This window comes from Croceitalea dokdonensis DOKDO 023, assembly GCF_001306415.1.
GTDB lineage: Bacteria > Bacteroidota > Bacteroidia > Flavobacteriales > Flavobacteriaceae > Croceitalea > Croceitalea dokdonensis.
The window spans coordinates 333,269-359,836 of record NZ_LDJX01000005.1; the positions used below are offsets into that span (position 1 = coordinate 333,269).

Consider the following 26,568-nt stretch of genomic DNA (forward strand, 5'->3'; position numbering starts at 1 on the left):
GCGCCTTAAGCCTAGTGTACCCAACCTACCCCTATAAAAATAATAGGGATTCTTGGCTACTGTTCTTAATCTTATCATAAAAACGTAGTTTTACAACCTGAAAAAATGAAAAGATACATGCAGTTACAAACCGTTTTGACAACTAAGGTAAAAGAGGCAGTACAAGAGTGCTTTCAGGCTGCCTTGCCCACAGTGGAATTTCAACCCACACGAAAAGATTTTGAGGGTGATATCACCGTGGTAGTTTTTCCCATGTTACGTCATGTCAAGGGCAATCCGGTTCAAATAGGTGAACAAATTGGTTCTTATCTAGAGAAGCATGTTGATGAGGTGGTAAAATTTAATGTGGTCAAGGGTTTTTTAAACTTGGTCATTAGCGATGCCACTTACCTGAATTTTTTTCAGGAAGCATTAAAGGATAAAACATACGGACTTGCAAAACCAGATAGCAAGGATGCCATTATGGTGGAGTATTCCTCACCCAATACCAATAAGCCCTTGCACCTTGGCCACATTAGAAATATCTTATTAGGGTATTCCGTGGCCAACATCCTAAAGGCTGCAGGGCATAAGGTGTATAAGACACAGATAGTGAACGATAGGGGCATCCATATCTGTAAAAGTATGTTGGCATGGAAAAAATTTGGAAACGGAGAAACTCCCGAGAATTCTGGGTTAAAGGGCGATCATTTGGTCGGTAAATATTATGTCGCCTTTGATAAAGCCTATAAGCAGGAAATAGAGGAATTGATAGACGCTGGCCAAGAGAAGGCAGCGGCGGAAAAACAAGCGCCCATTTTGTTGGAAGCACAAAAAATGCTCCAACAATGGGAGGCCGGCGATGAGACCGTTACGGCGCTTTGGAAAAGGATGAATGGTTGGGTCTATCATGGTTTTGACCAGACTTACGCTACCATGGGTGTTGATTTTGATAAGCTGTATTATGAAAGTGACACCTATTTGTTGGGTAGGGATATGGTTGGGGATGGCCTTGAAAAGGGCGTGTTCTTTACAAAAGAGGATGGCAGCGTATGGATAGACCTTACGGATGAAGGTCTTGATGAAAAAATTGTGCTCCGGGCAGATGGTACGGCGGTATATATGACCCAAGACATTGGTACGGCCATACAACGCGTAACGGATTTCCCCGATATCAACGGCATGGTCTATACTGTTGGGAATGAACAGGACTATCATTTTAAAGTGTTGTTTTTGATATTGAAAAAATTGGGATATCGCTGGGCAGATAAGCTGTACCATTTAAGTTATGGGATGGTGGACTTGCCCTCGGGGAAAATGAAGAGCAGGGAAGGTACCGTGGTGGATGCGGATGACCTCATGGAAGAAATGACACAAACTGCTGCCAACATTTCTGAAGAACTTGGGAAACTAGAGGGGTATTCCGATGCAGAGAAACAGGAACTTTACCGCACCATAGGGTTGGGAGCCTTAAAATATTATATCTTAAAGGTAGACCCCAAAAAGCGCATTCTCTTTAACCCTGAAGAATCTGTGGATTTTCAAGGGAATACTGGCCCTTTTATCCAATATACCTACGCCCGTATCCAATCCATTTTACGCAAAGCCAAACCTATGGATGCCACGGATGCCCACTTCACTGGTATTCCGCTTCATCCAAAGGAAAAGGAATTACTAAAGCAGGTTCAACTTTTTCCGGAGACCGTACAATTGGCGGCGGGGAATTACAGCCCTGCCTTAATAGCCAATTATACCTACGATTTGGTAAAGGAATTCAATTCGTTTTACCAGCAGGTGTCCATCCTTGGGGAAGAAGATATGCTTAAACGGGATTTTAGGGTTTGTTTATCACAAAAGGTAGGGGAGGTGATCAAGACTGCTTTTGGATTATTGGGCGTGGCCGTACCAGAGCGCATGTAATTGACGGATATTTGGATAGACATATTTGCCATTACGTGTCTCGTTGGCGTTTTTGCCTACGGGCTTTATATAGTGTATTATGCACTAGGGCTTTACGACATTAACCCGTTTTATAGGCCAGTACCATTATCACAGGAGGAAAAGGAAAAACTGCGGCATTATTTTCCATACCTCAAGTCCATGGGAAAAGGTACCCAAACTGTTTATTTTAAAAGGGTGGCCTGGTTCCGGGCCAAAAAGGCCTTTGTGTTTAAGCATCAGGTTAACAACCAAGCCTTGGTCAAACTTTTGCTTAGTGGTGCCGTATGTTACCTTACCATTGGTTTTAGGAGGTATAAAATGATCAGGTCCATCCATAGAATAGTGCTGCACCCAAAAAAGTATTATTCCAATTTTAACAGAAGGTACCACCTTGGGGAATACCATCCAGGCCTCAAGGTAGTGGCGCTATCGGAGGACACGGTGCATATGGGTTTTGCAGATACCACCGATAACAGGAACTTGGCCATCCATGAATTTGCACATGCCGTATATTTTGAAACCAAGGATAAGAATTCATGGGAAGCCTTGCGTTTTCAATGGGGTTTTAGAGAACTGAAACGATTGTTTGCAAATGAGGCAGAATTAAAACGTATGATGGATTCTGGGTACTTTCGTACATATGGTAAGACCAATGTGTTTGAGTTTCTTTCCGTGCTCACTGAAAATTTTGTGGAAACACCAGAAGAGTTTATGACCCAATTTCCGGTAGTGTTTGGGATAGTTTCCAAGATGTACAACCAGCATCCACTTGCGGACGCCTACGAACATATTTCAAAAAACGTATAAACATAAAAAAGCCCTGACGTATGCCAGGGCTTTTCCTTTAGTAACCAACTAAAATATATAGAATCAGTCATTATTTCTAGCTGCAACGGCTGCACCGTATACAACAAGACCAAATCCTATTTTGTTCACGGCATCACCTATATTGTAGATGACATCCATGTTTAATCCCCAAGTTCCAACGGCATCGTACCAACCTTCGGTACCTGCCATATACCCTAGTGGGTAAATTGCCCAACCTACAAGAACAAACCAACATAGGGTTTTGTGGGCCTTTAAAACGGCACCACCAGCTTTCTCTGCCAATTTTCTGGCACTACCTAACCAAATTTCATAGGCAATGTAGAAGTAGGCAAGACCTGATGCAAGACCCCAAAGTGCTGGTCCAGTACCGGTTGTGTGAACCGCTTCACCAAAGTACCCCGTCACTAGCATCACTACGGAAGCAAGGATAAGTTTCCACATTAATGATTTCTGTGCTCCGGCTACCTTAAGGATAAGATAAAATTCCACACACATTAAGGGTACGGTCAATACCCAATCCACGTAACGGAAAAAAGTAGGACTTTCTCCCACTACCGCCCAATAATCACGCATGTACCAATAGTGTACAGCGGCGATAAAAGTAATCAAACCTGATACCAGGATTGATGTTTTCCATTTCTTGTCAAAGTCGTTCATTGACAAAAAGAAGAAGGCAGAAGCTGCCATCATGGCCATACATCCTACGAAGAATGTAAACCCAACATAATCGTCTGTAGCGATTTTTGAAACATCGGCCCAAAGGGGCATACTTAATAATAACGTTTTCATATATATTAGAGTTAATTAATTTGTTTAAGTAAATATAGAAATATTTAAACATAAAAATATAAAAAATGTTCAATATTTTTACTGTATCTTTAAACAGTTACTTAAAATAATGTTAATTTGAAAAATTGGTTGCTTGTTTTGACCTTTTTTAGTCTTTGGTTGACCACGATGTTCGATAGTGATATCCAACAATATTTGGCCTATGCCATTATCCTTACCGTTGGGGTGTTGCATGGCGCCAATGACATTACCCTTATCAAAACAATATCCTCCAAAAGAGGGAGTAAGGTTAGATATTCCAAGGTATTGCTGTATTACCTGATAACGGTATTATTGATTTTAGCCGTCTTTTTTGTCTATCCGCCTTTGGCGTTGACCTTATTTATTTTAATCAGTAGTTACCATTTTGGTGAACAACATTTAAAACAGGCAACTGTCTCTTCTCATTTGCTAAGCAAGTCTTGTTACTTTTTTTATGGTTTGGTTATCTTGTTTATGATATTTACTTTAAATGTTAACAAAACGGCCCCCATATTTTTAGAGGTCACCGGGTTTGAGCCTTCGCCTATTTTTTTTGGAACTACCTTGGCAATAGCCATCGTTGGCTTGCTTATATCCTATAGTGTTCTTTGGTACAGGAAACAGGTTCACCTTAATGTCCTGGAGGAGCTGGCTTTTTTGGTAATATTGGCGCTGGTCTTTACCGTAGCGGACTTATTATGGGCCTTTGGTATTTATTTTGTGCTTTGGCACAGTGTTCCCTCTTTAAGGGACCAAATACAGTTACTCCACGGAAAAGCCGAGATACAAGGACTAAAGACCTATTTAAAAACGTCTTGGTTGTATTGGTTGGCCTCAATTGTAGGCTTGGTGGTTTTATATCTGGTGTTACAGGGAAACAACGATTATTTTATTTCCATTTTGGTATATTTCTTGGCTGCCATCACCTTTCCCCATGTGATCGTGATGTCCCGTATAGAAGATTAAAAGGAAATCCTGACACTGGCATTAGGGGTTAGGCCCAGGGAAACATTTTCCACCGTTTCTATTTCATTGGCGTCATTAAGACGGAAATAACTGTTAAGGATGTTGGTTCTGTCTAGAATATTTAGAAGTGACATGGCAATGTCAATTTTTGCAACACGGTTTAAGTGGTATTGATATTTGGCAGAGGCGTCCACCCTTATGTATTCTGGGAGGCGGGAACTGTTGGATGGTCGAAAATTAATTTTGGGCGGGAATTCGCTGTCATTGATTGGGGTTAGTTCATCAGGTCTGGTAATGGGTATCCCGGTTCTATAGGTAGCGCCAAGGCCAAATTCAAAGTTTTCTAAAGTGTAGGTCCCGGAGAGGTTTACGGTATGCCGCACATCCAAATTGTTGGGAAACCTCATGGGGGTCAGGGATGCAAACATATATTCATTTTTATTATACGTATAGCTTAACCACGCACTGTAATTATTCCATTTTTGATTAAGGAGTACTTCGGTCCCGTACACTTGGTAATTTCCAATTTCCCCGTTAAATTGATTTTGGTTTTGAAAGCCCTGTGTTCTGGTGCTAATGCCAGTAACAAATTTGTAAAACCCTTCCAGCCCAAAATAAAAACCGTTCCTTGCATAATTAACGCCCATAGAGCCTTGTTTGCTCTGCGTTATGGGCAATTCGTTATCATCGGACAAAATCCATCGGCGTTTTTCAATACCCAAAAAATTCTGTTCAAGGTCTATGACCTGGTTGGTGGTCTGGCTTTTGAATTCCCCCAAAAGGGAACCTCTCCAATAGTCTGCCAGTTTAAAGTTTAGGGTTAACCTGGGTTCTATCAGTAGTTTTGAAAACGTATCCCTATTTTCAATGAAATTTAGCCTGGTGCCCAATCCAAAGATAATGCCGTCATTGGCGGTGTTGTACTGAAATTGGGTAAAAGGTGCATGAATACGTATTACTCCTTTTACATCACTTTGAAATGCCGGGGTTGTAACGTTGGCCGTATTAGTGATGCCGGTTTCTGTGTATTGGTAGCCATTGGTCCAATTCACTCTGTCCGATACGCGCAGTTGGGTCTCCAGTTTTATGGACGTTTCCTCCACCGTATTTTTTTGAAACAGTTGTTGTGACGGGTTTGGAAATACATTTTCCGCCTCAAGGTTGTAATTGGTGTAGTAGGCATTTACAAGGGAAGAAAAATTAGAACTCCATTGGCTTTGAAGCTGTACACCTGCGGAAAGGTTGGTTTGGTCCAGCAAGCTTTGTGTTGTTTCCATGAATTCATTGTCTGTTCTGCTAAAATCCAGGTCGTTGGCTATGGACAGAAAACTAAGCCTTATTTTCTGATTTTCGTTGATGTCATACAATACCTTTCCGGAAAAATCATAGAAATAAAAGGTTTCATCCGTTTCGATATTTTCGTTGGCGGCTCTGTTTTCAATTTGGGTGTCTTGAAAGATCCTATTGGTAAAACTGGAGTAGGCCGGGGTGTTAAGGATATCCGTAATGGAACGCCTTGCAGAAAATTGAAATCCCAGTTTTTCCGTAATCGGTATTTGTGCAAAGGCATCTGCATTTATAAAGTTGATGCCTGCTCCACCAGTGATGCCGTTTGCAATTTCGTTTTTGGTTTCCATGTTAATGACGCTGCTCACACCGTCACCATAGGATGTTGGGGTGCCATTTTTAAAGACCGTGACCTTATCGGTCAGGTAGGGATTAAATGCGGAAATCAACCCAAAAAAATGTCCAGATTGGTACATCTTAATGCCGTTCCAAAGGATAAGGTTTTGATCATTGGTGCCACCACGAACGTTAATGTCCGATACGGTTTCGTTGACGCTTTTAATGCCTGGCAATGCTTGGATACTTTGCAATACATCTGGCTCAATGACACCGGGCAAAGCACCAAGTTTACTGGTGTTAAGGGTTATGCTTCCGTTGGGTTGCTTCTTGATGCCCCTAGTCAGGTACTCGTAGATAACAACCTCATTCAACTGCTCTACGTATTGCGATAACAAAATTTCCTTACAGCCTTGGGATTTCAGCAATTCTGAGACAGAAACGTATTTGGTAAGATAGCCCAGGTACCTAATTTTTAAACTTTGTTTTCTTGGAACGTTTGCTAAGTTAAAGTAGCCCTCTGCGTCCGTTACCAGGGAAGTTTTGGTTCCTAAAACTTCGATAGTGGCGCCGGCCACGGTATTTTTTGCAAAATTGTCCAAGACCCTCCCGCAAACGGTTACCTTGTCCTTCTGGGCAATCGTATAATAGCGCTTATTGAGTTCTTTAATGTCCAGTCCGGTCTGTTGCCTAAGTTGTTCCAAAATGGCAATTAGGCTGCGGTTTTCCAAAATGTTGGATACTTCAATACCGGCCACCGTATCATCTACGTAAGAAAACTTGATATTAAAATCACGTTCCAATTGGGAAAGGAAGGTAGCTAAGGGAATTTTGGTTGTTTCTTGCGCGTTCCCATAAAGAGGAACAACAAGAAGTATTCCTAAACATAGCTTGGTAATATGCTTAGTGAGCATCTTTTCCATGGAAAAGCACCTTGTCTTCACTTAGGGTATAGCTCATTTGTGAAGGTGCACTTATACTTTCTAATGCTATTTTTAAATTGGTGTTGCTAAATGTGCCGGTAAATAGCGCTTTACTGTCTATGTCTTCTTGGTAAATGACTTCAATATCATATTGGCGTGCCAACTCCTCAAAAACATATTTTAAAGGAATGCTTTCAAAAGAACTTTCATTATTGAGCCAAGCGGGCACAGCATCAACACTATTGGTTTGTTGTCTAATCTTGCCGTCAATGACCGCAAAAGAGTTGCCGGCAGCTAACCTATACTCTTGCTGGTTGTAGTCCACGCGCACCAAACCTTCATAGCAGCTTACTTTAAAAAAGCCATCTCGCTGCGCCACATTAAATTCCGTTCCCAGCACCGTAACTTCCCCAAGTGTTGTCTGTACCGTAAACTTTTTTCCCTTGGCCACTTTAAAAAAGGCTTCCCCTTCCAATGTTAACTTCCTTTGTTTTTTCCAGTCTTTTTTGCCAAAACTAAGCTTGGAATCTGCATTTAAAACTACCTCAGAGGCATCGGGCAGACTAATATTGGTCTGCTCCGCAAGTTGGGTAGCGTAGGTGACATCCAAGGAATTCAGGTAAAAGTAAGAGCCAACCAACATCACGGCGATTACCGCCGCTATTTTTAAAAATTGTTTATAGGGATTGAGCGGGATTACTTTTTGGGTAGTTGCCCTTTGGGTATTTTGGAATTCTTGCCATGCGTCATCCACCTTAAAATCAGGCGCCTTCATTCGATTGCTCGCCTCTTTTATTTTGACATAGGAAGCGTATCCTTCCGTTTTCTTAAATTCGGAAAGCTCCTCTTCGGTCAGCTCGTTGTTAAGCCATTTGGCCAAGTAGTTTTCTTGCATCATACTATAGGTAACCTATTAATAACAATTCAGCTTTAAAAAACCCTACCATTTTTTACGTTTGAGTCCAAATTCAATGTCAAATACGCTATTTGCGTTACACGTTGCTTTAAGCTTCTATTTATTCTCTTCTCCTTTTCCATACTTAAGAATCAAGATCAAATTTTACGTTCCACCTCAGACCTATCGTTAGACATTGGGTGAGCCCTGGATTAAATGCCATCAATCTTTTCTCGCAATGATTTTAAGGCCAGGTGCATTCTTTTTTCAATGGCCTTAACACTTACTCCTTCCATCTGGGCAATTTCAGCATATTTTTTTCCGTCGATGCGGTTCAGTAAAAACGTGGTTCTTTGGTTTTCTGGCAAGGCGTTCAGTGCATGGTCCAGCTTAAGTTGGAATTCTTTTTCCTCCATCAAAAATTCCGGGGACTCCTTTATAATACCGTTACCTTGTCTTTCTGCATATTTCAATTTCACCTTTTCTGCTTTAAGCACGTTCAGGTACAAATTGTTGGAAACGGTGTAAAGAAAGGATTTTGCTTTTTGCGGTGCCACTTTAGCACAGTTTTCCCAAAGTTTTACAAAGGCTTCCTGGACGGCATCATTTGCTTTTTCTTCATTACCGTACTTATAATATATGAAGTTGAAAATCGTTTTTGAATAAGACTGGAAGACCTGACTAAAAGTTTTTTCTTCACAAACATTTTCCATAAGTGCCTGATTGCATGTTTCCAAAGGTATTTGAAAAAAAATTAAAATAGCAAGTAGGGTTTCACTTCCAAAAGTTGTTTTAGGGTTGTAGTAATTAAAAATCCAAATCATTATGAAAACGTTCGCAACTAAATTAATTTACTTAAGTGCTGCGGTTTTGGCGCTTACGATAACATCTTGTCAGGAAGAGTTTGAAGATGTGGGAGGTACCCCAGACCAACAGAACGAGGCTGCATTGACGGAGACAACGGTTGATCTCATTTCCAAGACTTCTTCCAATGATGGTTCTTTTGATAATATTGCCGATGGTGCAAGTTGTATCGCGGTTCAGTTTCCATATACGGTAGACGTGGCGGGAATACAGCTTACTATAGATTCCAAGGAGGATTTGGAATTGATCGAGGAGATTTTTGATGAGTTTGATGATGATTTGGATGAGCTGGATTTTATTTTTCCCATTACGGTTACCTTGGCAGATTATACGGAGGTGGTCATTGAAAATGAAGCGGCACTTCGTGAACTTGCCGCACAATGCCAAGAAGGGGGCAGTGATGACGATATAGAATGTATAGATTTTGTGTATCCCATCACCTTGTTCACCTTTGATGTAGCCGACCAAATCTCCAATACATTTACCATTAACAGCGACCGGGAATTAAGATTGTTCTTTAAGGAACAGCGAGATTCTAATGATTTGGTAAGTATTGATTATCCAGTGACCTTGAAAAAGGCAGATGGGACAGAAATTACGGTAGCCAGCAATGTGGAACTGGCAAGGGCCCTAGAACAGGCAGAAGATGCTTGTGATGAGGATGATGACAATGACTATAACGATGATGACTGCGAGACTTGTTCCAATGAGCGGGTTAAAGAGGCCTTGGTTTCCTGTGGCGCTTGGGACATTCTGGAGTTTGAAAGAAATGATGCAGACCTCATAAGTGATTATGCTACCGCTACGTTATTTTTTAATGTGGAAGGTGGTTTGCTCGTGGTGCAAAATGGAATGCAGTTTCAGGGCAATTATTCCATTTCTGGGGAGGGTAATGCCATTTTGGTGACCCTAAACGTGCCAGAATTGCCAGATTTTAATCTAGAATGGCACTTGGCCGAGGTAGACTTTGACGAATCTTACAAGGAAATAGATTTGATCAAAGGAGACGGTAACGTATTGGAGCTTAAAAGTTTATGTGGTGAAGAGGAGCAAGGCGAAGACCCAGATACCCTGCGAGAAATTTTAAAAGAGTGTTCTTGGATCATTAGAAAAGTAGAACTACAAGATGAAGAAATAGACAGGTTATTGGGCTTTGAATTTGAGTTTTTACCGGATAACGTAGCTACCTTAAGCAATGGTATCACTACTGGCCAAGGTACTTGGGAAGTTGGGTACAATGAGGACCAGGTATTGGCTTTGCTGATATCTTTTGGGGATGAACCTGCAGTAAATTTCAACTGGCCACTACGGGAATTGACCAACGATCGCCTAAAATTTGAGGTGGAGGAAATAGGATATGAATTAATCCTGCAACGGGAGTGTAACGAAAGCGCCGGAGATGAAAGCGTGGCCGAGATAAGGAACTTTATGCTCGGAGGCCTATGGAATGTTACCCTGTACGAGGACGAAGGTGAAAATGAAACGGAGGATTACGCGGGTATGGACTTTGGTTTCTCAAATTTCAATCAAGTAGAGGTTTCTGTGAACGATGACCCCATTATTGCAGGCGTCTGGAGAGTGTTGAGGGATGCAAACGGCAACGTGCAGCTGTTCCTAAACCTTGGAGATGCCGAACCCTTTGAAGATTTGACCGAGGCTTGGTTCGTTGGTGAAACCACTGCAAACAGCATTGAACTTATTTATGAAGACGAAAACATCAACTTTAAAAAACTGGTGTTCCAAAGAAAAATGTAACCTTTTTTGCCCCATATCAAAGGTGTAAAGGGCGGTTGTTCGACAAATCGCCCTTCATAAAATATATCGTCCCAAACGAGTCATAAACAAACCAAAAAGCTTGGCAAAAAAAAGTTGAACATAAAGAATAATGAAAATGAAATTAATCAAATTAAGTTTAGTACTAATGGCGCTATCACTATTCATAGCCTGTGATAAAGATGATGATAATGACGTAATGCAACAACAATTTAGCACTGCGGATGTTACCGCCTTAAGTTCAATTACCAATGTTGGAACGTGGAGGGTCAGCAGTTTTATAGAGGATGGTGATAATATTACCAGCGTTTTTTCAGGGTTTAGCTTCACATTTAACGATGATGGTACCCTTGTGGTGGATAATGGTACGCTAACCCTAAACGGAACCTGGCAGATTACCTATGATGATGACCGGGATGATGTTGAATTTGAGGTTTCCATTTCCACATCAATGGGCGATTTGGATGAAGATTTTGATGAACTTTCAGAAGATTGGTACATCATTACCTATTCGGATACCCGTATTCAATTATCGGAAGATGACGATGACGATGACGACATCCTCATTTTAGAGCGAATTTAAAGAGCGGAGTGCCTATTAATAATAAAGCGACCTTTTTGGTCGCTTTTTTTGTTTTTGGACCAGGTGGACGTTCACCCAATTCAAGCAGTAATGCTTAAATTTGTGCTACTTAAAAATTAGGAAAGCATATGTTTGATAATTTAAGCGATAAGTTAGATAAGGCCTTACACGTCCTAAAAGGACACGGACAAATTACGGAGATCAATGTGGCAGAAACGTTGAAAGAGGTAAGGCGCGCTCTGCTTGATGCTGATGTTAATTTTAAGATAGCCAAAGAGTTTACCAATAGGGTTAAGGAAAAAGCGCTGGGTCAGAATGTACTTACCAATTTGCAGCCTGGCCAGTTAATGGTGAAGATCGTTAAGGATGAGCTTACGGAACTTATGGGCGGTGATGCGGAAGGTATCGATCTTTCCAGTACCCCATCCGTAATTTTAATGTCTGGTTTACAGGGTTCCGGTAAAACCACGTTTTCTGGAAAATTGGCCAATTTTCTAAAGAAGAAAAAGAACAGGAAATCACTTTTGGTTGCCTGTGACGTCTACCGTCCGGCGGCCATAGACCAGTTGCACGTGGTGGGTGAGCAAATAGGGGTGGAAGTATATTCGGATAGGGGTAACACCGATCCCGTGGCCATAGCCAAGGCAGGTGTCGCGCACGCCAAAGCCATTGGCGCCAGTGTGGTCATCGTGGATACCGCAGGTCGTCTGGCCGTTGATGAGGTCATGATGACGGAAATCTCCAATATCCATAAGGCCATTACACCCAATGAAACCCTTTTTGTGGTGGATTCCATGACGGGCCAGGATGCCGTGAACACGGCAAAGGCCTTTAACGATGTGCTGAATTTTGATGGGGTCATCCTTACAAAATTAGATGGTGATACCCGCGGTGGTGCCGCCATTTCCATTAAATCCGTTGTTGATAAGCCCATAAAATTTATCGGCACGGGAGAAAAAATGGAGGCCATAGACGTGTTCTACCCATCCCGTATGGCAGAACGTATTCTGGGCATGGGTGATGTGGTTTCCCTTGTGGAAAGGGCCCAAGAGCAGTTTGACGAGGAACAGGCCAGAAAAATCCAAAAAAAGATAGCCAAGAATAAGTTTGGATTCGATGATTTTTTGAGCCAAATCCAGCAAATAAAGAAAATGGGGAACATGAAAGACCTCATGGGGATGATTCCCGGTATGGGAAAAGCCTTAAAGGGCTTGGACATTGATGATGATGCCTTTAAACATATAGAGGCCATCATACATTCCATGACCCCGGATGAACGTTCCAACCCCTCCAAATTAAATACCAGCCGTAAAAAAAGGATTGCAAAAGGGAGCGGCCGCAGCATCCAAGACGTGAATCAATTATTAAAACAATTTGATCAAATGAGCAAGATGATGAAGATGATGCAAGGGGGCGGGGGCAAAAAAATGATGCAGATGATGCAGAATATGAGGTAAGTTCCCAAAAAGCAAACGGGAACCTAGGTGATTATTTTTAGGTTTTAGGTTGTTTTAGGTGGCATTTTATTCCCAATCACTAAACCAGTAACACAGATATAAGAAAGAATGAAGCTTTTAGACGGTAAAAAAATAGCAAACGATATCAAGGACGAAATAGCCGTTGAGGTTGCCAACATGAAGGCCGCTGGTGAAAAAGTACCACATTTGGCTGCCGTGCTGGTGGGTAATGACGGGGCAAGCCTCACCTATGTGGGCAGTAAAGTGCGCTCATGCAAGCGCATCGGCTTTGAATCCACCCTTATTCACCTACCAGAAGAAACCACGGAAGAAGACTTACTAAAACAGGTACAAGCCTTAAATGACAATGACGCTATTGATGGGTATATTGTGCAACTCCCCTTGCCTAGGCATATAGACGAGCAAAAAGTATTGATGGCCGTTGATCCCAATAAGGATGTAGACGGGTTTCATCCCACCAATTTTGGTAAAATGGCATTGGACATGCAGTCCTTTATCCCGGCCACCCCATTCGGAATCATGGAATTATTGCGCAGGTACCAGGTAGAAACGGAGGGAAAGCATACGGTGGTCATTGGCCGTAGCCATATCGTTGGGCGGCCTATAAGCATTCTTATGAGCCAAAAAGGCAAGGCTGCCAATTCCACGGTAACCCTTACCCATAGTAGAACGCAGGATTTACGTGCCTACACCCAAAAAGCGGATATTATCGTTTCTGCCTTGGGAGTGCCAGATTTTTTAAAGGCAGACATGGTCAAGGAGGGCGTTGTAATCATTGATGTGGGCATTACCAGGGTGGCAGATGCCTCCCAAAAAAAGGGCTACTACATTACAGGGGATGTGGACTTTAACGAGGTTTCCAAAAAGGCGTCACATATAACACCGGTGCCTGGCGGGGTGGGTCCCATGACCATTGCCATGCTACTTAAAAACACCTTGTTGGCCAGGGAACGCCACAGTTCCCCAAGCTAAATTATGGCGTATTGGCCATATTCTGCTCTTCCGTAGGGTCCAAGAATTCTACCTCTTGTTCGCCTTCGTCATTGGTGCAACTGCCAACGGCCAAGGAAGAAAAGGCAACCGTGATTAAAAGTAAAATGATTTTCATGATTTGGGTTTTAGTAGGGGCCATGAGAAGGATTATAGGGCTATAACGCTTTACTTCAATGGCTTAGTATGGTGGCAGATGGGTTTATTTCCGTATCTTGAATCTAAATAGCCAGTCTTTATGAATGCACGGTTTCTAATTCACACGGTTCTTGCCATTGCCATTATCGGCTGCACGGCCAAAGAAGAAAAAAAAGGCATAACCTTCTCTGTTTCCTTTTCGGAACAAGCGGGTACGGAAAGCTTGGACGGAAGGTTGCTGTTAATGCTTTCCACGAATCATGAGGAAGAACCCCGTTTTCAAATTCATTCAGGATTGGATGGCCAGTTGATATTTGGGCAGGATGTATCGGGCTTAAAAGCTGGCGAACCCGTGCTGTTTGATGAGGAGGTTTTTGGTTTTCCGTATGCAAGCTTGGCAGACGTTCCTGAGGGAGAATACCAGGTACAGGCCCTATTGCACACCTACGAGACTTTTAACCTTTCTACAGGCCATACCGTAAAGCTGCCCATGGATAACGGGGAGGGCCAACAATGGAACCGTAGTCCGGGAAATTTGTACAGCGAGCCATTTACCGTTCGCATTGGGCAAAAAAACTCCCAAAACACTGCTATTGCCATGGACAAGACCATTCCGCCAATTCCAGAACCGGAGGATACGGAATGGATTAAACACATAAAAATTAAATCGGAAAAATTGTCTAAATTCTGGGGAAGGGACATGTATCTTGGTGCACATGTGTTGCTTCCCAAAGGGTTTAAGGAACACCCAGAGGCCAAATACCCCCTAATGGTATTTCACGGTCACTTTCCATCCAATTTTGGAGGTTTTAGAACCACCCCGCCAGATCCAGAAATGCCACCGGAATATTCGGAAAGATTTGGTGTTCAAGGCTACAATATCCTACAACAACAGGAGGCCTATGACTTTTATAAACGCTGGAACGAGCCCGATTTCCCTAGGTTTTTAATTATCCAAATCCAGCACCCCACCCCGTATTATGATGACTCCTATGCTGTGAATTCCGCCAGTCAGGGGCCTTATGGGGATGCCATTACCTATGAACTCATACCCCATATAGAAAAAGAGTTCCGTGGTCTGGGAGAGGGATGGTCCCGTTTTCTGTATGGCGGTTCCACAGGTGGCTGGGAAGCGTTGGCCGTACAGGTTAAATATCCCAAAGCGTATAACGGATGCTTTGCAGCCTGTCCAGACCCCATAGATTTTAGGGCTTATTGCCTTACCAATATCTATGAAGATGGGAATGCCTACTACTATGATAGTGCGCATAAAAAATTAGAGGTTCCCGCACATCGCGATTATCTGGGCCAAATTACGGCTACCATAAGGGAAGAAAACCATTTGGAGCTGGTTTTGGGCACAAAATCCAGATCCGGCCAACAATGGGATATTTGGGAGGCTACCTATTCTCCCCAAAACCAAGAGGGTTATCCAAAACGCATTTGGGACAAAAAGACTGGGACCATAGACCACGAGGTGGCCATGTATTGGAAAGAGAATTTTGACCTCCGCCATATATTAGAACGGGATTGGGATAAACTGGGCAATGACCTCAAAGGCAAGATTCACATTTATTGTGGTGATATGGACAATTATTATTTGAACAACGCGGTGTATTTAATGGAAGGCTTTTTGGAGCGGACTACCGATCCCTATTATGATGGCGAGGTACGTTATGGGGATAGGGCAGAGCACTGTTGGAACGGTGACCCGGACCAACCCAACCATATTTCCAGATTGCGGTACAATAGTATGTATGTGCCCAAAATTATGAAACGGATTGCCGAGAGTGCCCCCAAAGGGGCGGACCTTAGCAGTTGGAGGTATTGATGCCCATGAAAAATAAGACCAATAAAGTGGCTTGGTTTGTGATGGTCTTAATGGCCATTGGGGTGGGTTGTTACCCGCTCTTATGCCTGTATTACGCCTTTGAGGCATCGGAGGTGGGGCTAAGACTTTCAAAAAGTGTGGACGTTTTGGGCAACCTGGCTTGGAACATTGGTTTTTATGTCCATATCATTTTTGGCGGTATCGCTTTAATCGTAGGCTGGTCCCAATTCAGCCAAAAAATCCGGCAGGAACGTATGGCTTTGCATCGCACTTTAGGAAAGGTGTATGTGATATCTGCACTGTTAAGTGGACTGGCCGGCTTTTATATTGCTTTTTACGCCACGGGCGGATGGGTGAGCACCTTGGGCTTTTTATGCCTGGCCATTATTTGGCTATATACCACAGCGAGCGCATATCTGGCCATTAAAAAGAAGGATATGGAGTTGTACAACGGCATGATGATCTACAGTTATGCCGCCTGTTTTTCTGTCGTTACCTTAAGGGTGTGGTTGCCACTGCTGACGCTGGCGTTTGGGGCATTTTTACCGGCGTATAAGCTCGTGGCCTGGCTTTGCTGGGTACCCAACCTTATTTTTGCCTTTTACTGGGTAAGAAGAAAGGGCTTGGTCATTGGCTGATCACTTGGCAAACAACTGGTCCATATCCTTAAAGGCCTTAAACTCCAAGGCATTTCCGGCAGGGTCTAAAAAAAACATGGTGGCCTGCTCCCCAACTTCACCTTTAAACCTAACATAAGGCTCAATCACAAATTCCACTCCTTTAGATTTTAATTCTTTGGAAAACGTCTGGAACGTGTCCCATGGTAACACCACGCCGTAATGCGGAACGGGCACGTTTTTACCATCTACGGCATTGGTATGGAGGGCCTCCCCAGTTTGGGGTTTGTAATGGATCACGAGTTGGTGGCCAAAACAATTAAAATCTACCCAATGGTCACTACTACGGCCTTCTGTACAGCCTAGAACCTCCCTGTAGAAAGTTCTGCATGCTTCCAGGTTGTGAACGGGTATGGCAACATGGAATGGGGTCACGGTTGTTTTCATACTTCAAAAATACGTAAAGCACCCCAATTATGTAGCTTCCAGAAACCCAATGATTTGTTCATTTACCTCATCTTGGTGCATGGAATGCCCCAGGCCCTCCGTTAAGATCAATTGGCTGTTTTTCCAATGTTCGTGCACCTTAACGGAAGCCGTGTACGGTACCTGTTTGTCCAATTTGTCATGAAAAAGAAGCCCTGGTAGCGTATTTTCCGCTACAAAACGGGCACTGGAAAATTCAGTAAAATGGTAACCAAACCACTGCTTAAGGCCTTGGTCCATGGCATCCCAAACCCGCTGGTTAAATTTTAAAAGATTTTGGTAATGGTGCATAAACCCTTCAAACTCGCAGGGTGAGCCAATGGTCACAATTTTCCTAACCGTGGTTTGCGGGTGCAGGTAATGGTCGTACAGGGCGGTCATGCCTCCCATGGAATGGCCTATTAAAAAAGTGGGCTTATGGGTATTGATAAAATGCCTTAGCACTTCTGCATATAAGGGCACATGAAGTTTTTTTCCAGTGGAATAACCATGGGCAGGGGCATCAAAGGCCAGGACATGGTACTGGTGTTCCCGTAGTTTGGCAATGAGTTTGTGCCAGCGGTGCGTATTGCTTTCCCAGCCGTGGAGCAACAGCACCGTAGGTTTTGTTCCGGGCCAGCTGTAGGCCTGTACCTGGTGGCCCTTAATGGTTTCCACGGAGTGTTTTGCAGCGTCCAGAAAGGATTTTTGCTGGGGCAGCACCCGGCCTTTTCTAATTGTGGTAAAAATTTGGAACCCAATTTTGGCCGCCCTTGTTGGGCTAAAAATAGCAATGACATTTAACCATTGTCCGTAGAGGTGCGGAATTAGGGTGCTAAGTATCTTCTTCATGGCATATATGGGGCTAAGGCTAGTTTAACAGCCCGCAAAAATACTAAGATTCTTCCCTATGTACAGTATCTAAATCAAAAGCTGGGGTGCATATGGCCACGTATTCACAGACCTCATCAAAAGGATTGGAATATTGGACCCGCGCATTGCCATTCACTTTTATGGACTGCCCTGCCGTTAGCACTATTTTTTCACCGTTGACCACACATTGCTTTTTACCGCGTAAGACCAAGGTGTACTCATCAAATTCTGGGGTCTGGAAAGGTTCGCTCCAACCTGGAGGGGCCTTCATATGGGCAATGCTCAGCTGCGTATTGCCATCGGTTGCCTTTCCAAAATGTTCTGCAATGTACTTTCCATCCGTAGTGGGAATCACAAACGGGGCCTTTTGTAGCTTATATTTTTTCATCCTTAGTTGGTGTTTATCGCGTTATGATGAGGGTAGAAATTATTTTTTTGCGCTTCCTTTCATATTGTTTTCAGTCCCAATTCCTTTAAATATGCATTGTGCTCATTTAATGCTTCCGTGGCTTTCTTTTCTATATCCACCAGTTTTTCGTTCACTTCTTTTAAGTCAATGATCGGCTCTGGTTTTGCCGTACTCACATAACGGGAAATATTTAAGTTAAAATCGTTTTTCACGATTTCCTCCATTGTAACTCTGCGAGCGTAACGTTCCACTTTTTCCGGTCGGTTTTTGTAGGTATTGATGATCTCAAGAATGTCGTTTTTCTCTCCCTTTTCAAGATCTCCATTTCGCAATACGTTTTGACGCTTTTCTTTCTTATAACCCTCACTGGCATTGATGAACAATACATCATCTTCTTTTTTACATTTCTTTAAAATCAAAATACACACTGGAATTCCGGTTGAAAAGAAAAGGTTGGAAGGCAAGCCAATTACGGTGTCTATATGATTGTCTTTGAGCAGTTTTTCCCTTATGCGAGATTCCGCTCCACCTCTAAATAAAACGCCGTGCGGTAAAATGATGGCCATGGTTCCCTCTTCACTCAAAAAATGGAAACCGTGCAATAAAAAGGCAAAATCTGCCGCTGATTTTGGTGCCAACCCATAATTTTTAAATCGGAAATCTTCGCCCATAGCCTCGGAGGCATCCCAACGTAAACTAAAAGGCGGATTTGCAACGATGGCATCAAACTCTACTTTTTTTGCAGGGTTCATTTCGTTTAGAATCTCCCAGTCATTTTTTAAGGTATCTCCGTGGAATATCTCAAATTCTGAAGCTTTTACTCCGTGCAGCAGCATATTCATCCGGGCCAAGTTGTAGGTGGTAATGTTTTTCTCTTGCCCATAGATTCTACTTAACGTACCACCGGCTTTTTCAATTTTATTCTTTACGTTCAATAGCAAGGAACCAGAACCACAAGCAAAATCGAGCACTTTATTTATCTTTTTCTTTTTACCTGCTTTTGGGTTTTGACTGTCTAAAGTCACAATTTCCGAGAGAATGGTAGATAATTGCTGTGGGGTATAAAATTCGCCCGCTTTTTTTCCTGAACCTGCTGCAAATTGTCCAATCAGATATTCGTAGGCATCTCCAAGGGTATCGCTATCCGTGGAGAAGTCTGCAATACCTACGGCAATTTGGGTAATGATTTTGCAAAGCTTTTCATTTCTAGCTTCATAGTTCTTGCCTAGTTTTTCAGAATCAAGATTAATTTCTGAGAACAAGCCTTTGAACGAATTTTCAAAGGATTCGTTTTCTATGTATTTAAACCCTTTTTGTAGTGTTTTTAATAAATCTTCGTGCTGTGTTCTTGCCAGTTCTGAAATACTGCTCCATAAATATTGCGGCTCAATTACATAATGCACTTTTCTCCGCATTTGCTTTTCGAATTCCACAATATCATTAGGATTTGCTTCGTACCAAATGGAAAGTGGGTTTGTGGAGACGCTATGCATAGCGTCTTTACTGGGATAGTCTGACCCCAATTCTTTTTGAACCGAAGCTTCATAATTATCAGATAGGTAGCGTAAAAAGAGGAACGATAGCATATAATCACGAAAATCATCTGCATTCATGGCGCCTCTTAAACTATCTGCTATATCCCAAAGGGTTTTGCCTAGTTCTTCTTGTTTTTGTTGTGCGGTCATATTTCTTTAATTGAAAATTTATCCTCTTTCCAATTCATCGGATTGTTGATAATGTAATTGGAAATGGTGTTAAACGATTTATTATCACGAATAATGTGGTCGTGATATCGAGGTTGCCATTGAAAATCGGGATTTAATATTCGGGCATTTTTGGTTACCCCAATTTTAAACCCACGAATAATGGATGCCAAATTTTTGGATTGTGGGCCGAATTGGTTTTTCGATGGTAATGGTAAATCATTGTTTGTGGTAGCGGTGGTGTTTGTGGTGTTTGTGGTGTTTGTGGTGTTTGTGGTAGAGACGCAATGCATTGCGTCTCTACGTTGCGTATCACGTTGCGTATCACGTTGCGTATTGTATTGGTTTTGACCAATACCAATGATGGCGTGAAAATGATTGGGCATTACCACGTAATCGCCCATCCACAAATTCATATCAGGTCGCATTTCAAATGTTTTTAACCATTCGTTTTCCCCAATTTCCCCAATTTCAGACAATTGCATTTTTCCATTTATTATTTCGCCAAAATAATGTTCGCGGTTATGGGTACAAATGGTTACAAAATAGGCGGCATTGCACCCATAATCCCAAAATGGGGCACGGGCAGAGGCAATGCGGTATTTGTTTTTGTATTTATCCATTTTCTGAGACGCAATGTATTGCGTCTTTACGGGTTATGATTAGGAAACAACTGCTGCAACAAGCCTTTTTTGTGTTCTTGTAGCTGTTCTATTTTTTGGGTTTGGGCTGCTATTAATTCATCGGCTGCGGAAAGGCAAGCGGCTATGGTTTGTTGTTCTTTAATTGATGGTGGAATCGGAATTTCCAGCTTTTCAACAGTAGAATGCGATAGATGTTTTACAGTTGTACTTGGTGTGTTGTGTTCTACAATTTTCAAATGAATTGATAAGAAATAATAAAAGAAATCATCAGTATCGTTTTCTGTCCTAATTCTTCCAACTCGTTGATTGAGCAATGCCTTACCCTTATTCCATTTTATAGGTGAGAAATCACCATCCATTCCAACAAGGATATCACCATCATCAACTAAGTAAGATTTATCGAAAGAACCTTCAAAAAAAACAATTCTATCATCAGCTTTTAAATCTCTATTCTTTATTAATCTTATGCCTTTATTTTCATCATTGAATCCTTTAGATTTAAATGGGTAGCCAGTTTGAAATTCTAAAAGTTTTTTAAGTTTATGTTCCTCCCAATCCCCATCATTCACAAACTCAGGAAAACGAAATTTAGGCACTTTTGAATTGTGAATTGTGAATTGTGAATTGTGAGTTTCATCATTCACCATTGTTTCACCATTCACCATGGGATTGGGAAACAGCTGTTGCAACAATCCTTTTTTATGGTCTTGTAATAGGTCTAGTTTTTCGGTTTCTGCGGTGATGACCTCATCTAAAGAGGATAGGCAAGCGGCTATTTTTTGTTGTTCTTTGGGGCTTGTTGGAAAATAAACATCCAAATTTGCAAGTCTGCCTTTAGATATTCCTAATACTTTAGCACCTTGAGCTTCTTTCTTTATTTGAGTAACAATACCACTTGATTTAAATAAATGTCCTCCGAAGCCAATTGTAATTTTAGAATCAATTGGTCTAGCTAAAAATGTGTGCAATCCAGCAAGTAACTTTTCTTTATTTAGGTTTATAATTTCAATACTCTTTCCAATATCATCTATATCTTCAGAAGCATCAGCAATAACTAAATCGCCTTCTTTACAGTAGTTATCTTTATCTATTCTGTCAATTGAGGTCTCAGGGTTTATAAATGGTACATCTTCTTTTAAAATGTCAAAATGTGTTGAAAACTTAGTATGAATATCTCCGTAATGAATATTTTTCACAGAACCATTTTCATAATTCAATTTATCTCTAGAGAAAGAATTAGTGATTTTAAATGAATAAACATTATTTAAAGGCTCAATCATCCACTCTCCATCATTCACAAACTCAGGAAAACGCAATGGTGGTACTACCCGTTCGACTCTGCTCAGGGCATGTTTTTGTTTACTGCTCATTTTTTGAATTATGAATTATAAATTGTGGATGATGAATTACTTGTTGGCATAATGCTTTTGTTTTGAGGTGATGATAATGGATGCGAGTATCTTATTGATTTCTTTACTGTCTTGAATAATGGATTGATATTGTTTTTCTTCGAGGTAATCGGATTTATGCAGAAGTTCTAACCAATAATCGGTTTCATTGGCTTCTTTTTGGGCGATTGCCAATTTGTGAATAAAATCGGGTTTACTTTCTACGTGCTCTGCTTCTCTGACCATCGCACCAATAGCAGTACCACTTCTTAGCAGTTGTTTACTCATTACAAACTCTATTTTCTCCTCACAAAGAAATCGATAGCGCTTCACTACCCTTAGCGCAAACGCAAAACTTTTATCTCTAATAATATTTGGTCTTTTCTCGTTCATAATCCACAACTCACCATTCATAATTCACAATTCAAACAGTGTAGGCATTCAACCCCGCAATTTCCCGCCCTTGGGCTAGTTTGTTAAGTAATGGCACTAAGTCTTCCATTAAGGCTAGTTCTGCCACTCTGCGGTCTTTCCAGCCCAGCTCCAAGGGTGCCAATAGATCGGTGAGTTTTTCGCCATCAAAAATCATTCGGTTCATAATTTCATCTATAAAGGCTTTGAGGCTTTGGGTTTCTAGCTGGTGTTTTTGGGCAATGGCGTTGAGTTCCTTGGCGGCTTTTTTGTCTTTAAATTGTTGATAGCCCTCGCGTATCTCCTTTTCAGTCAATTTTTCGCCAATGGGCAAGGCATTGATATAGGCAATGATGTCCTCACGGTAGTCTTGCATGTTGGCACTTGCGCTGAGCAATTGTATAATTTGCTCCTTGGTCATTTTGGTTTTTTCACTTGGCGCATTGTGCAAGTGTTTGGCTACCAGGCCAATGATGTAATCGTAATCTATAACGGCAGACGAGAACAGGGCAAACTCAAAATCTAGCTGTTTCACTGCCTCTGGTGCATCGGGTTTGTTTTGTATTTCCTTTAAGCGTTTTGCGGTATCGAGGTAATTGCTCTTAAAGGAACGGAAATCGTCTGTGGGCAAGGTGGCTTCAATGGTATCGGCTTGGGCGTCTTCCAAGTCCGTATATTGGTCTAGCTGTGTTTTTAAACGCTGTACTTCTTTAAAGGTGTTGATGAACTGGGCACGTGCTTCGTCTCCTTTGAGGTTGGCTACTTCGTGGGCTTTACATTCCAATCCGTGCGATTCCATAACCATTTTCAGGTTGCCTACCGCTTCCTGGTATTTTTCAATGACCACCGGTGCGGGTTCTACGAGCCAGATTTCTTTTGCTCGCTCTATATGGGCGCCAGAGAACAACACCATGGCATTGTCCACCGCCTCTTCCTGCTGTCTAAAATCTAGAATGTTTCCCTTGGGTTTATTGTCATTGATCACACGATTGGTGCGGGAAAAGGCTTGTATGAGACCGTGATATTTTAGGTTTTTGTCTACGTAAATGGTGTTGAGGAATTTAGAGTCGAAGCCGGTTAAGAGCATATCCACTACAATGATGATATCTATTTTGTCTTTGTGCGGCACATCTTTGTTGGGGTACTTCTGGGATTTTATACGCTGCTGTATATCTTGGTAGTAGCCATCAAACTCGGCGATACTATGGTTGGTGCCATACTGCGCATTGTAATCTGCCATAATTTGGGTGAGGGCTGCCTTCTTTTTATTGGGCTCTATCTGGTTATCGGCTTTTTCTTGTTGTAAATCGTCTTGCAACTGCAGTATGTCTCTGTTGCCCTCGGCAGGCGGAGAGAACACACAAGCAATGTTGAGCGGGGCGTAGTCTTCGTTCACCTGGGCGTATTCCCTTTGGTTTTGCTTAAAGAGGTGATAATACTCAATGGCATCTGCAATGGAAGAAGTAGCCAGTATGGCGTTGAACCTACGGTGGTCCGTAGCTTTGTCGTGCTTTTTGAGAATGGCATGTATCACCGCCATTTTATGGCTCAAATCATTGAAGTCGGGTTGACCTTCTGCCGTAAAATAGTCGATATGAAAAGGCAGTACGTTCCTATCTTCAATGGCATTGGTGATGGTGTACGCATGCAATTCTTGCTGAAAAACATCCTGGGTCGTTTTGTAGGAAGCTTGGTCGCCTTCAATGGTTTTATAGGTAGCATTTTCCGTAAAAATGGGTGTTCCGGTAAATCCAAAAAGTTGGGCTTTGGGAAAGAACTCTTTTATGGCATCGTGGTTTTCGCCAAATTGCGAGCGGTGGCATTCATCAAAAATAAACACCACTCTTTTGTCTCGTAAGGGTGCCAACCTATCGTAATAGCTTTTTTGGTTTTCCTCTCGTTGCTTTACGTTGCGTTTACTATTTTGGTTGAGTGCCAAGCCCAGTTTTTGAATGGTGGTCACAATTACCTTATCAGCATAATCTGTAGATAACATACGATTGACCAAAATGGCCGTATTGGTGTTTTCTTCCACACTGCCTTCTTGGAATTTATTGAACTCTTGTCGTGTTTGCCTATCAAGGTCTTTTCTATCAACCACAAACAGGCACTTTTCAATATCAGGATTGTCTTTTAAGAGTGTGGAAGCCTTAAAAGAGGTAAGTGTTTTTCCACTTCCTGTGGTGTGCCAGATGTATCCGTTTCCTCTATTTTGGTGTATGCAATCTACAATAGCTTTTACCGCATAGATTTGGTACGGTCGCATCACCAGTATTTTTTGTTCGCTTGCCACCAAAACCATATAGCGGCTGATCATTTGCCCCAGGGTGCATTTGCTTAAAAATTTGTCGGCAAAGTCGTAGAGGTGATTTATTTTTTTGTTGTCTTCAGTTGCGAGAGTGTACACGGGCAAAAACTGCTCATCTGCATTGAAAGCGAAGTGCTCATTGTTGTTATTGGCAAAATAGAAGGTCTTGCTTTTGTTGCTCACAATAAACAACTGCATAAAGCACATGAGCGAATTGGTGTAGCCGTTTCCCGCATCATTTTTATAGTCCACAATCTGCTGCATGGCCTTGTTCGGACTTACTTCTAAAGTTTTTAGTTCAATTTGAACAACAGGCACGCCATTGATAAGGACAATGACATCATATCTATGGTTGCTGTTTTTTGTGTTTATCCGAAGTTGGTTAATGACCTCAAAGTCGTTTTTGCACCAGTCTTTGATGTTTACAAGGGTATAGTGCAAGGGTGTTCCATCTTCGCGAAAGAAGGTGTTTGTTTTTCTTAAACTATTGGATGCAGCAAATACATCGGGGTCTATGATTTGGGTACTCAGTTTTTCAAATTCGGAATCGGTGAGTTGCACCTTGTTGAGTTTTTCAAATTTTTCTCGAAAATTTTGCTCTAGTGCGTTTAAGTCCCTTATATCAGGCCTATAGGTGTATTTTAAATCTTGTAGTCTGCCTACAAGCCCATATTCTATATCTGCTTCCTTAACTAAGTCCATTCAATCTTCCTTTATTAACCTGTTGTGCATTTTGAATGCTTTTTAGATGTACAACCGTCAGTTTGAGTTTTTTCTGGAAAAAAATATCGAGAACAAGATTTCAATGCTAAAATTCTGATTCTCGATACTATTTTCCGATACTTTGTATCAAAAAATCACTCGAATTGACGAATTTTCATCAATATACGCAATGGGTTTTAGTCATGTTTTTACTTCAACCTTTAGGGTTTTTGAAATCTCAAACAGCGTCTCCAAATTTGGTTGTCTTTTGTTTTGGGCGTATGGATTTACCATATGGTAGCTTTTGCCAAGTTTTTTGGCCAACCAAGTTAGCTCAATTTCTTTCTTTTTTACGCTTTTATATTCGGTTTGTTTCTAAACTGCTTTATGTTGTTCCCTAATGTACAGAACTATGTTTAACCTCCAAGGAAACACACCTATTTTGCCTGTTGCCACCTTTTGTCAATACAATTAGATTCTACTGATAAAGTAGTAAAAATAGCACTTCCCTATTGTCATACAGTGCTGGTATCAGGATTTGTGCACTACAAGCCGTTCTCGCCATTATTTTTTGTTCCTCAACATCCTATGAACCGATATTTTGTTGCTTACGCTGCTTAAAATGCATAGAAGGTGAAACCCGCATATAAGCCATCTTTTAGTTAGATGGCGCCTAAGCAAGAGGCAGGCACATTTTTATGGAAGGTATGGGAACAACAAAAACTGCGCTGCCATGGGCTTGGTTTTTACCTAACCGCCATTCCGTACGGATTACCATCCAGTATGTAAAACGGCAACATCGGAAAACCAAAGATAACCGCTTGGATTTTGTAGGCTTCGGGAACCACAACCCTAAAAATAAGGCTTGTTTAATCCCACCCCAGCATTACATATTTTATTTTGGCATCGTCCGGTATCTGTACGGCTTCAATGCTCGTATTGGTATACCGCAAACTGGCGGGAAGTTCTTCCTTATCAATCGTAAAATACAACGTACTGGATTTTGGAAAAATAACGACACTGCTCATGGTGGTCACTATTTTTTTAATGCCGTAAACGTTCTGGATATCTTTAAAGGTGCTGTTAAGGGATATGCCTTTTTTGGTAGCGTAACGTTTATCCAAAACCCTTACAATATCAATACCTGGGATACTATCCGTATTTGGGGTAAGCTGCAGCAATGGGGCGCCCCCTTTTTCAAACACCATAATTTTGTTGGTACCACTGCCCAATGCTCCCTTAAGCGTATCCTTGACGATAGAATCTTGGGCAAAAATGGCCTCCAGATCGTTAAGGTCACTAGCTGGTGAAAGGGCACCAATTCCGTTTTCGGTAATTAGGAACTTGGTGTCTTTTTTGGTGCATGCCATGGCGGCCAATAAGCCCAAAATGCTTAACAATACTCTACTTTTTTTCATAGCTTCCA

General features: G+C 41.8%; 24 protein-coding genes. 9 read left to right on the forward strand and 15 right to left on the reverse strand.

Going from position 1 to position 26,568, the window contains the following annotated elements; genetic code table 11:
* Positions 1–117: 117 nt before the first annotated feature.
* Together argS and I595_RS12415 are read left to right on the forward strand one after the other, a co-directional pair.
* Positions 118–1,899 carry an arginine--tRNA ligase gene (gene argS / locus I595_RS12410; protein ID WP_054559745.1) on the forward strand — a complete coding sequence of 594 codons (1,782 nt, stop codon included), beginning with the start codon at positions 118–120 and terminating at the stop codon, positions 1,897–1,899.
* Entirely contained in the window at positions 1,900–2,727 is an 828-nt protein-coding gene (locus I595_RS12415) for a zinc-dependent peptidase (RefSeq protein WP_054559746.1), read from the forward strand.
* A 63-nt stretch (positions 2,728–2,790) separates the two neighbouring features.
* On the opposite strand, the gene I595_RS12420 is transcribed toward I595_RS12415, so the two are convergent.
* Positions 2,791–3,537 (reverse strand): bacteriorhodopsin-like, encoded by a 747-nt coding sequence (locus tag I595_RS12420; protein WP_083467595.1) that lies wholly within the window; start codon positions 3,535–3,537, stop codon positions 2,791–2,793.
* 117 nt (positions 3,538–3,654) lie between these two features.
* On the opposite strand from I595_RS12420, the gene I595_RS12425 reads away from it, so the two are divergent.
* Positions 3,655–4,524 carry a Brp/Blh family beta-carotene 15,15'-dioxygenase gene (locus I595_RS12425; protein ID WP_054559747.1) on the forward strand — a complete coding sequence of 290 codons (870 nt, stop codon included), beginning with the start codon at positions 3,655–3,657 and terminating at the stop codon, positions 4,522–4,524.
* Here the strand turns inward: I595_RS12425 and I595_RS12430 are convergent.
* From I595_RS12430 to I595_RS12440, 3 genes are all read right to left on the reverse strand, one after another.
* Positions 4,521–7,070: a TonB-dependent receptor gene (locus I595_RS12430; protein WP_054559748.1), complete on the reverse strand. Its 2,550-nt coding sequence runs from the start codon at positions 7,068–7,070 to the stop codon at positions 4,521–4,523. The genes I595_RS12425 and I595_RS12430 overlap by 4 nt on opposite strands.
* Complete coding sequence (locus tag I595_RS12435) at positions 7,051–7,968, reverse strand: FecR family protein (RefSeq protein WP_316934165.1); 918 nt, start codon at positions 7,966–7,968, stop codon at positions 7,051–7,053. Before I595_RS12435 ends, I595_RS12430 begins: the two co-directional genes overlap by 20 nt.
* Positions 7,969–8,177: 209 nt before the next feature.
* Entirely contained in the window at positions 8,178–8,678 is a 501-nt protein-coding gene (locus tag I595_RS12440; protein ID WP_054559812.1) for an RNA polymerase sigma factor, read from the reverse strand.
* Positions 8,679–8,790: 112 nt separating this feature from the next.
* On the opposite strand from I595_RS12440, the gene I595_RS12445 reads away from it, so the two are divergent.
* From I595_RS12445 to folD, 4 genes are all read left to right on the forward strand, one after another.
* Positions 8,791–10,584 carry a hypothetical protein gene (locus I595_RS12445; protein ID WP_054559749.1) on the forward strand — a complete coding sequence of 598 codons (1,794 nt, stop codon included), beginning with the start codon at positions 8,791–8,793 and terminating at the stop codon, positions 10,582–10,584.
* Positions 10,585–10,750: 166 nt separating this feature from the next.
* Positions 10,751–11,185, forward strand: coding sequence for a hypothetical protein (locus tag I595_RS12450; protein WP_157449736.1), 435 nt, complete (start codon positions 10,751–10,753; stop codon positions 11,183–11,185).
* A 128-nt stretch (positions 11,186–11,313) separates the two neighbouring features.
* Positions 11,314–12,642, forward strand: a complete 1,329-nt coding sequence (gene ffh, locus I595_RS12455; RefSeq protein WP_054559751.1) for a signal recognition particle protein — start codon at positions 11,314–11,316, stop codon at positions 12,640–12,642.
* Between the two features lie 108 nt (positions 12,643–12,750).
* Entirely contained in the window at positions 12,751–13,635 is an 885-nt protein-coding gene (gene folD / locus I595_RS12460) for a bifunctional methylenetetrahydrofolate dehydrogenase/methenyltetrahydrofolate cyclohydrolase FolD (protein WP_054559752.1), read from the forward strand.
* Between the two features lies 1 nt (position 13,636).
* On the opposite strand, the gene I595_RS17770 is transcribed toward folD, so the two are convergent.
* Positions 13,637–13,771: a hypothetical protein gene (locus tag I595_RS17770; protein ID WP_262485539.1), complete on the reverse strand. Its 135-nt coding sequence runs from the start codon at positions 13,769–13,771 to the stop codon at positions 13,637–13,639.
* A 120-nt stretch (positions 13,772–13,891) separates the two neighbouring features.
* Here I595_RS17770 and I595_RS12465 point away from each other — a divergent pair, with 120 nt between their 5' ends.
* Together I595_RS12465 and I595_RS12470 are read left to right on the forward strand one after the other, a co-directional pair.
* Positions 13,892–15,622 (forward strand): alpha/beta hydrolase-fold protein, encoded by a 1,731-nt coding sequence (locus I595_RS12465; RefSeq protein WP_054559753.1) that lies wholly within the window; start codon positions 13,892–13,894, stop codon positions 15,620–15,622.
* 5 nt (positions 15,623–15,627) lie between these two features.
* Positions 15,628–16,260: a DUF2306 domain-containing protein gene (locus tag I595_RS12470; RefSeq protein ID WP_054559813.1), complete on the forward strand. Its 633-nt coding sequence runs from the start codon at positions 15,628–15,630 to the stop codon at positions 16,258–16,260.
* On the opposite strand, the gene I595_RS12475 is transcribed toward I595_RS12470, so the two are convergent.
* The 10 genes from I595_RS12475 to I595_RS12515 form a co-directional block, all read right to left on the reverse strand.
* On the reverse strand, positions 16,261–16,686 hold the full coding sequence (locus I595_RS12475) for a VOC family protein (protein WP_054559754.1): 426 nt from the start codon (positions 16,684–16,686) through the stop codon (positions 16,261–16,263).
* A gap of 27 nt (positions 16,687–16,713) precedes the next feature.
* Positions 16,714–17,556, reverse strand: a complete 843-nt coding sequence (locus tag I595_RS12480) for an alpha/beta fold hydrolase (protein ID WP_054559755.1) — start codon at positions 17,554–17,556, stop codon at positions 16,714–16,716.
* A gap of 43 nt (positions 17,557–17,599) precedes the next feature.
* Positions 17,600–17,965 (reverse strand): cupin domain-containing protein, encoded by a 366-nt coding sequence (locus I595_RS12485; RefSeq protein ID WP_054559756.1) that lies wholly within the window; start codon positions 17,963–17,965, stop codon positions 17,600–17,602.
* A gap of 59 nt (positions 17,966–18,024) precedes the next feature.
* Positions 18,025–19,671, reverse strand: coding sequence for a type I restriction-modification system subunit M (locus tag I595_RS12490; protein WP_054559757.1), 1,647 nt, complete (start codon positions 19,669–19,671; stop codon positions 18,025–18,027).
* Entirely contained in the window at positions 19,668–20,312 is a 645-nt protein-coding gene (locus I595_RS17665; RefSeq protein ID WP_054559758.1) for a transposase, read from the reverse strand. The genes I595_RS12490 and I595_RS17665 overlap by 4 nt, the downstream gene beginning before the upstream one ends.
* A 26-nt stretch (positions 20,313–20,338) precedes the next feature.
* Positions 20,339–21,703 (reverse strand): restriction endonuclease subunit S, encoded by a 1,365-nt coding sequence (locus I595_RS12500; RefSeq protein WP_054559759.1) that lies wholly within the window; start codon positions 21,701–21,703, stop codon positions 20,339–20,341.
* A gap of 36 nt (positions 21,704–21,739) precedes the next feature.
* Positions 21,740–22,114 carry a four helix bundle protein gene (locus I595_RS12505; RefSeq protein ID WP_054559814.1) on the reverse strand — a complete coding sequence of 125 codons (375 nt, stop codon included), beginning with the start codon at positions 22,112–22,114 and terminating at the stop codon, positions 21,740–21,742.
* A 31-nt stretch (positions 22,115–22,145) separates the two neighbouring features.
* Positions 22,146–25,142, reverse strand: coding sequence for a type I restriction endonuclease subunit R (locus tag I595_RS12510; RefSeq protein ID WP_054559760.1), 2,997 nt, complete (start codon positions 25,140–25,142; stop codon positions 22,146–22,148).
* Positions 25,143–25,343: 201 nt separating this feature from the next.
* Positions 25,344–25,466: a helix-turn-helix domain-containing protein gene (locus tag I595_RS17420; protein WP_316934166.1), complete on the reverse strand. Its 123-nt coding sequence runs from the start codon at positions 25,464–25,466 to the stop codon at positions 25,344–25,346.
* A gap of 545 nt (positions 25,467–26,011) precedes the next feature.
* The gene (locus I595_RS12515; RefSeq protein ID WP_054559761.1) at positions 26,012–26,560 is read right to left on the reverse strand and encodes a hypothetical protein; all 549 of its coding nucleotides are present in this window, start codon (positions 26,558–26,560) and stop codon (positions 26,012–26,014) included.
* Between the last annotated feature and the right edge of the window lie 8 nt (positions 26,561–26,568).

Excerpts from the sequence above, each read along its gene's own strand:
- argS (WP_054559745.1), top strand. The coding sequence starts at position 118 with ATGCAGTTACAAACCGTTTTGACAACTAAGGTAAAAGAGGCAGTACAA.
- I595_RS12420 (WP_083467595.1), bottom strand. The coding sequence starts at position 3,537 with ATGAAAACGTTATTATTAAGTATGCCCCTTTGGGCCGATGTTTCAAAA.
- I595_RS12430 (WP_054559748.1), bottom strand. The coding sequence starts at position 7,070 with ATGGAAAAGATGCTCACTAAGCATATTACCAAGCTATGTTTAGGAATA.
- I595_RS12435 (WP_316934165.1), bottom strand. The coding sequence starts at position 7,968 with ATGATGCAAGAAAACTACTTGGCCAAATGGCTTAACAACGAGCTGACC.
- I595_RS12440 (WP_054559812.1), bottom strand. The coding sequence starts at position 8,678 with ATGGAAAATGTTTGTGAAGAAAAAACTTTTAGTCAGGTCTTCCAGTCT.
- I595_RS12445 (WP_054559749.1), top strand. The coding sequence starts at position 8,791 with ATGAAAACGTTCGCAACTAAATTAATTTACTTAAGTGCTGCGGTTTTG.
- I595_RS12450 (WP_157449736.1), top strand. The coding sequence starts at position 10,751 with ATGGCGCTATCACTATTCATAGCCTGTGATAAAGATGATGATAATGAC.
- ffh (WP_054559751.1), top strand. The coding sequence starts at position 11,314 with ATGTTTGATAATTTAAGCGATAAGTTAGATAAGGCCTTACACGTCCTA.
- folD (WP_054559752.1), top strand. The coding sequence starts at position 12,751 with ATGAAGCTTTTAGACGGTAAAAAAATAGCAAACGATATCAAGGACGAA.
- I595_RS17770 (WP_262485539.1), bottom strand. The coding sequence starts at position 13,771 with ATGAAAATCATTTTACTTTTAATCACGGTTGCCTTTTCTTCCTTGGCC.
- I595_RS12465 (WP_054559753.1), top strand. The coding sequence starts at position 13,892 with ATGAATGCACGGTTTCTAATTCACACGGTTCTTGCCATTGCCATTATC.
- I595_RS12470 (WP_054559813.1), top strand. The coding sequence starts at position 15,628 with ATGAAAAATAAGACCAATAAAGTGGCTTGGTTTGTGATGGTCTTAATG.
- I595_RS12475 (WP_054559754.1), bottom strand. The coding sequence starts at position 16,686 with ATGAAAACAACCGTGACCCCATTCCATGTTGCCATACCCGTTCACAAC.
- I595_RS12480 (WP_054559755.1), bottom strand. The coding sequence starts at position 17,556 with ATGAAGAAGATACTTAGCACCCTAATTCCGCACCTCTACGGACAATGG.
- I595_RS12485 (WP_054559756.1), bottom strand. The coding sequence starts at position 17,965 with ATGAAAAAATATAAGCTACAAAAGGCCCCGTTTGTGATTCCCACTACG.
- I595_RS12490 (WP_054559757.1), bottom strand. The coding sequence starts at position 19,671 with ATGACCGCACAACAAAAACAAGAAGAACTAGGCAAAACCCTTTGGGAT.
- I595_RS17665 (WP_054559758.1), bottom strand. The coding sequence starts at position 20,312 with ATGGATAAATACAAAAACAAATACCGCATTGCCTCTGCCCGTGCCCCA.
- I595_RS12500 (WP_054559759.1), bottom strand. The coding sequence starts at position 21,703 with ATGAGCAGTAAACAAAAACATGCCCTGAGCAGAGTCGAACGGGTAGTA.
- I595_RS12505 (WP_054559814.1), bottom strand. The coding sequence starts at position 22,114 with ATGAACGAGAAAAGACCAAATATTATTAGAGATAAAAGTTTTGCGTTT.
- I595_RS12510 (WP_054559760.1), bottom strand. The coding sequence starts at position 25,142 with ATGGACTTAGTTAAGGAAGCAGATATAGAATATGGGCTTGTAGGCAGA.
- I595_RS12515 (WP_054559761.1), bottom strand. The coding sequence starts at position 26,560 with ATGAAAAAAAGTAGAGTATTGTTAAGCATTTTGGGCTTATTGGCCGCC.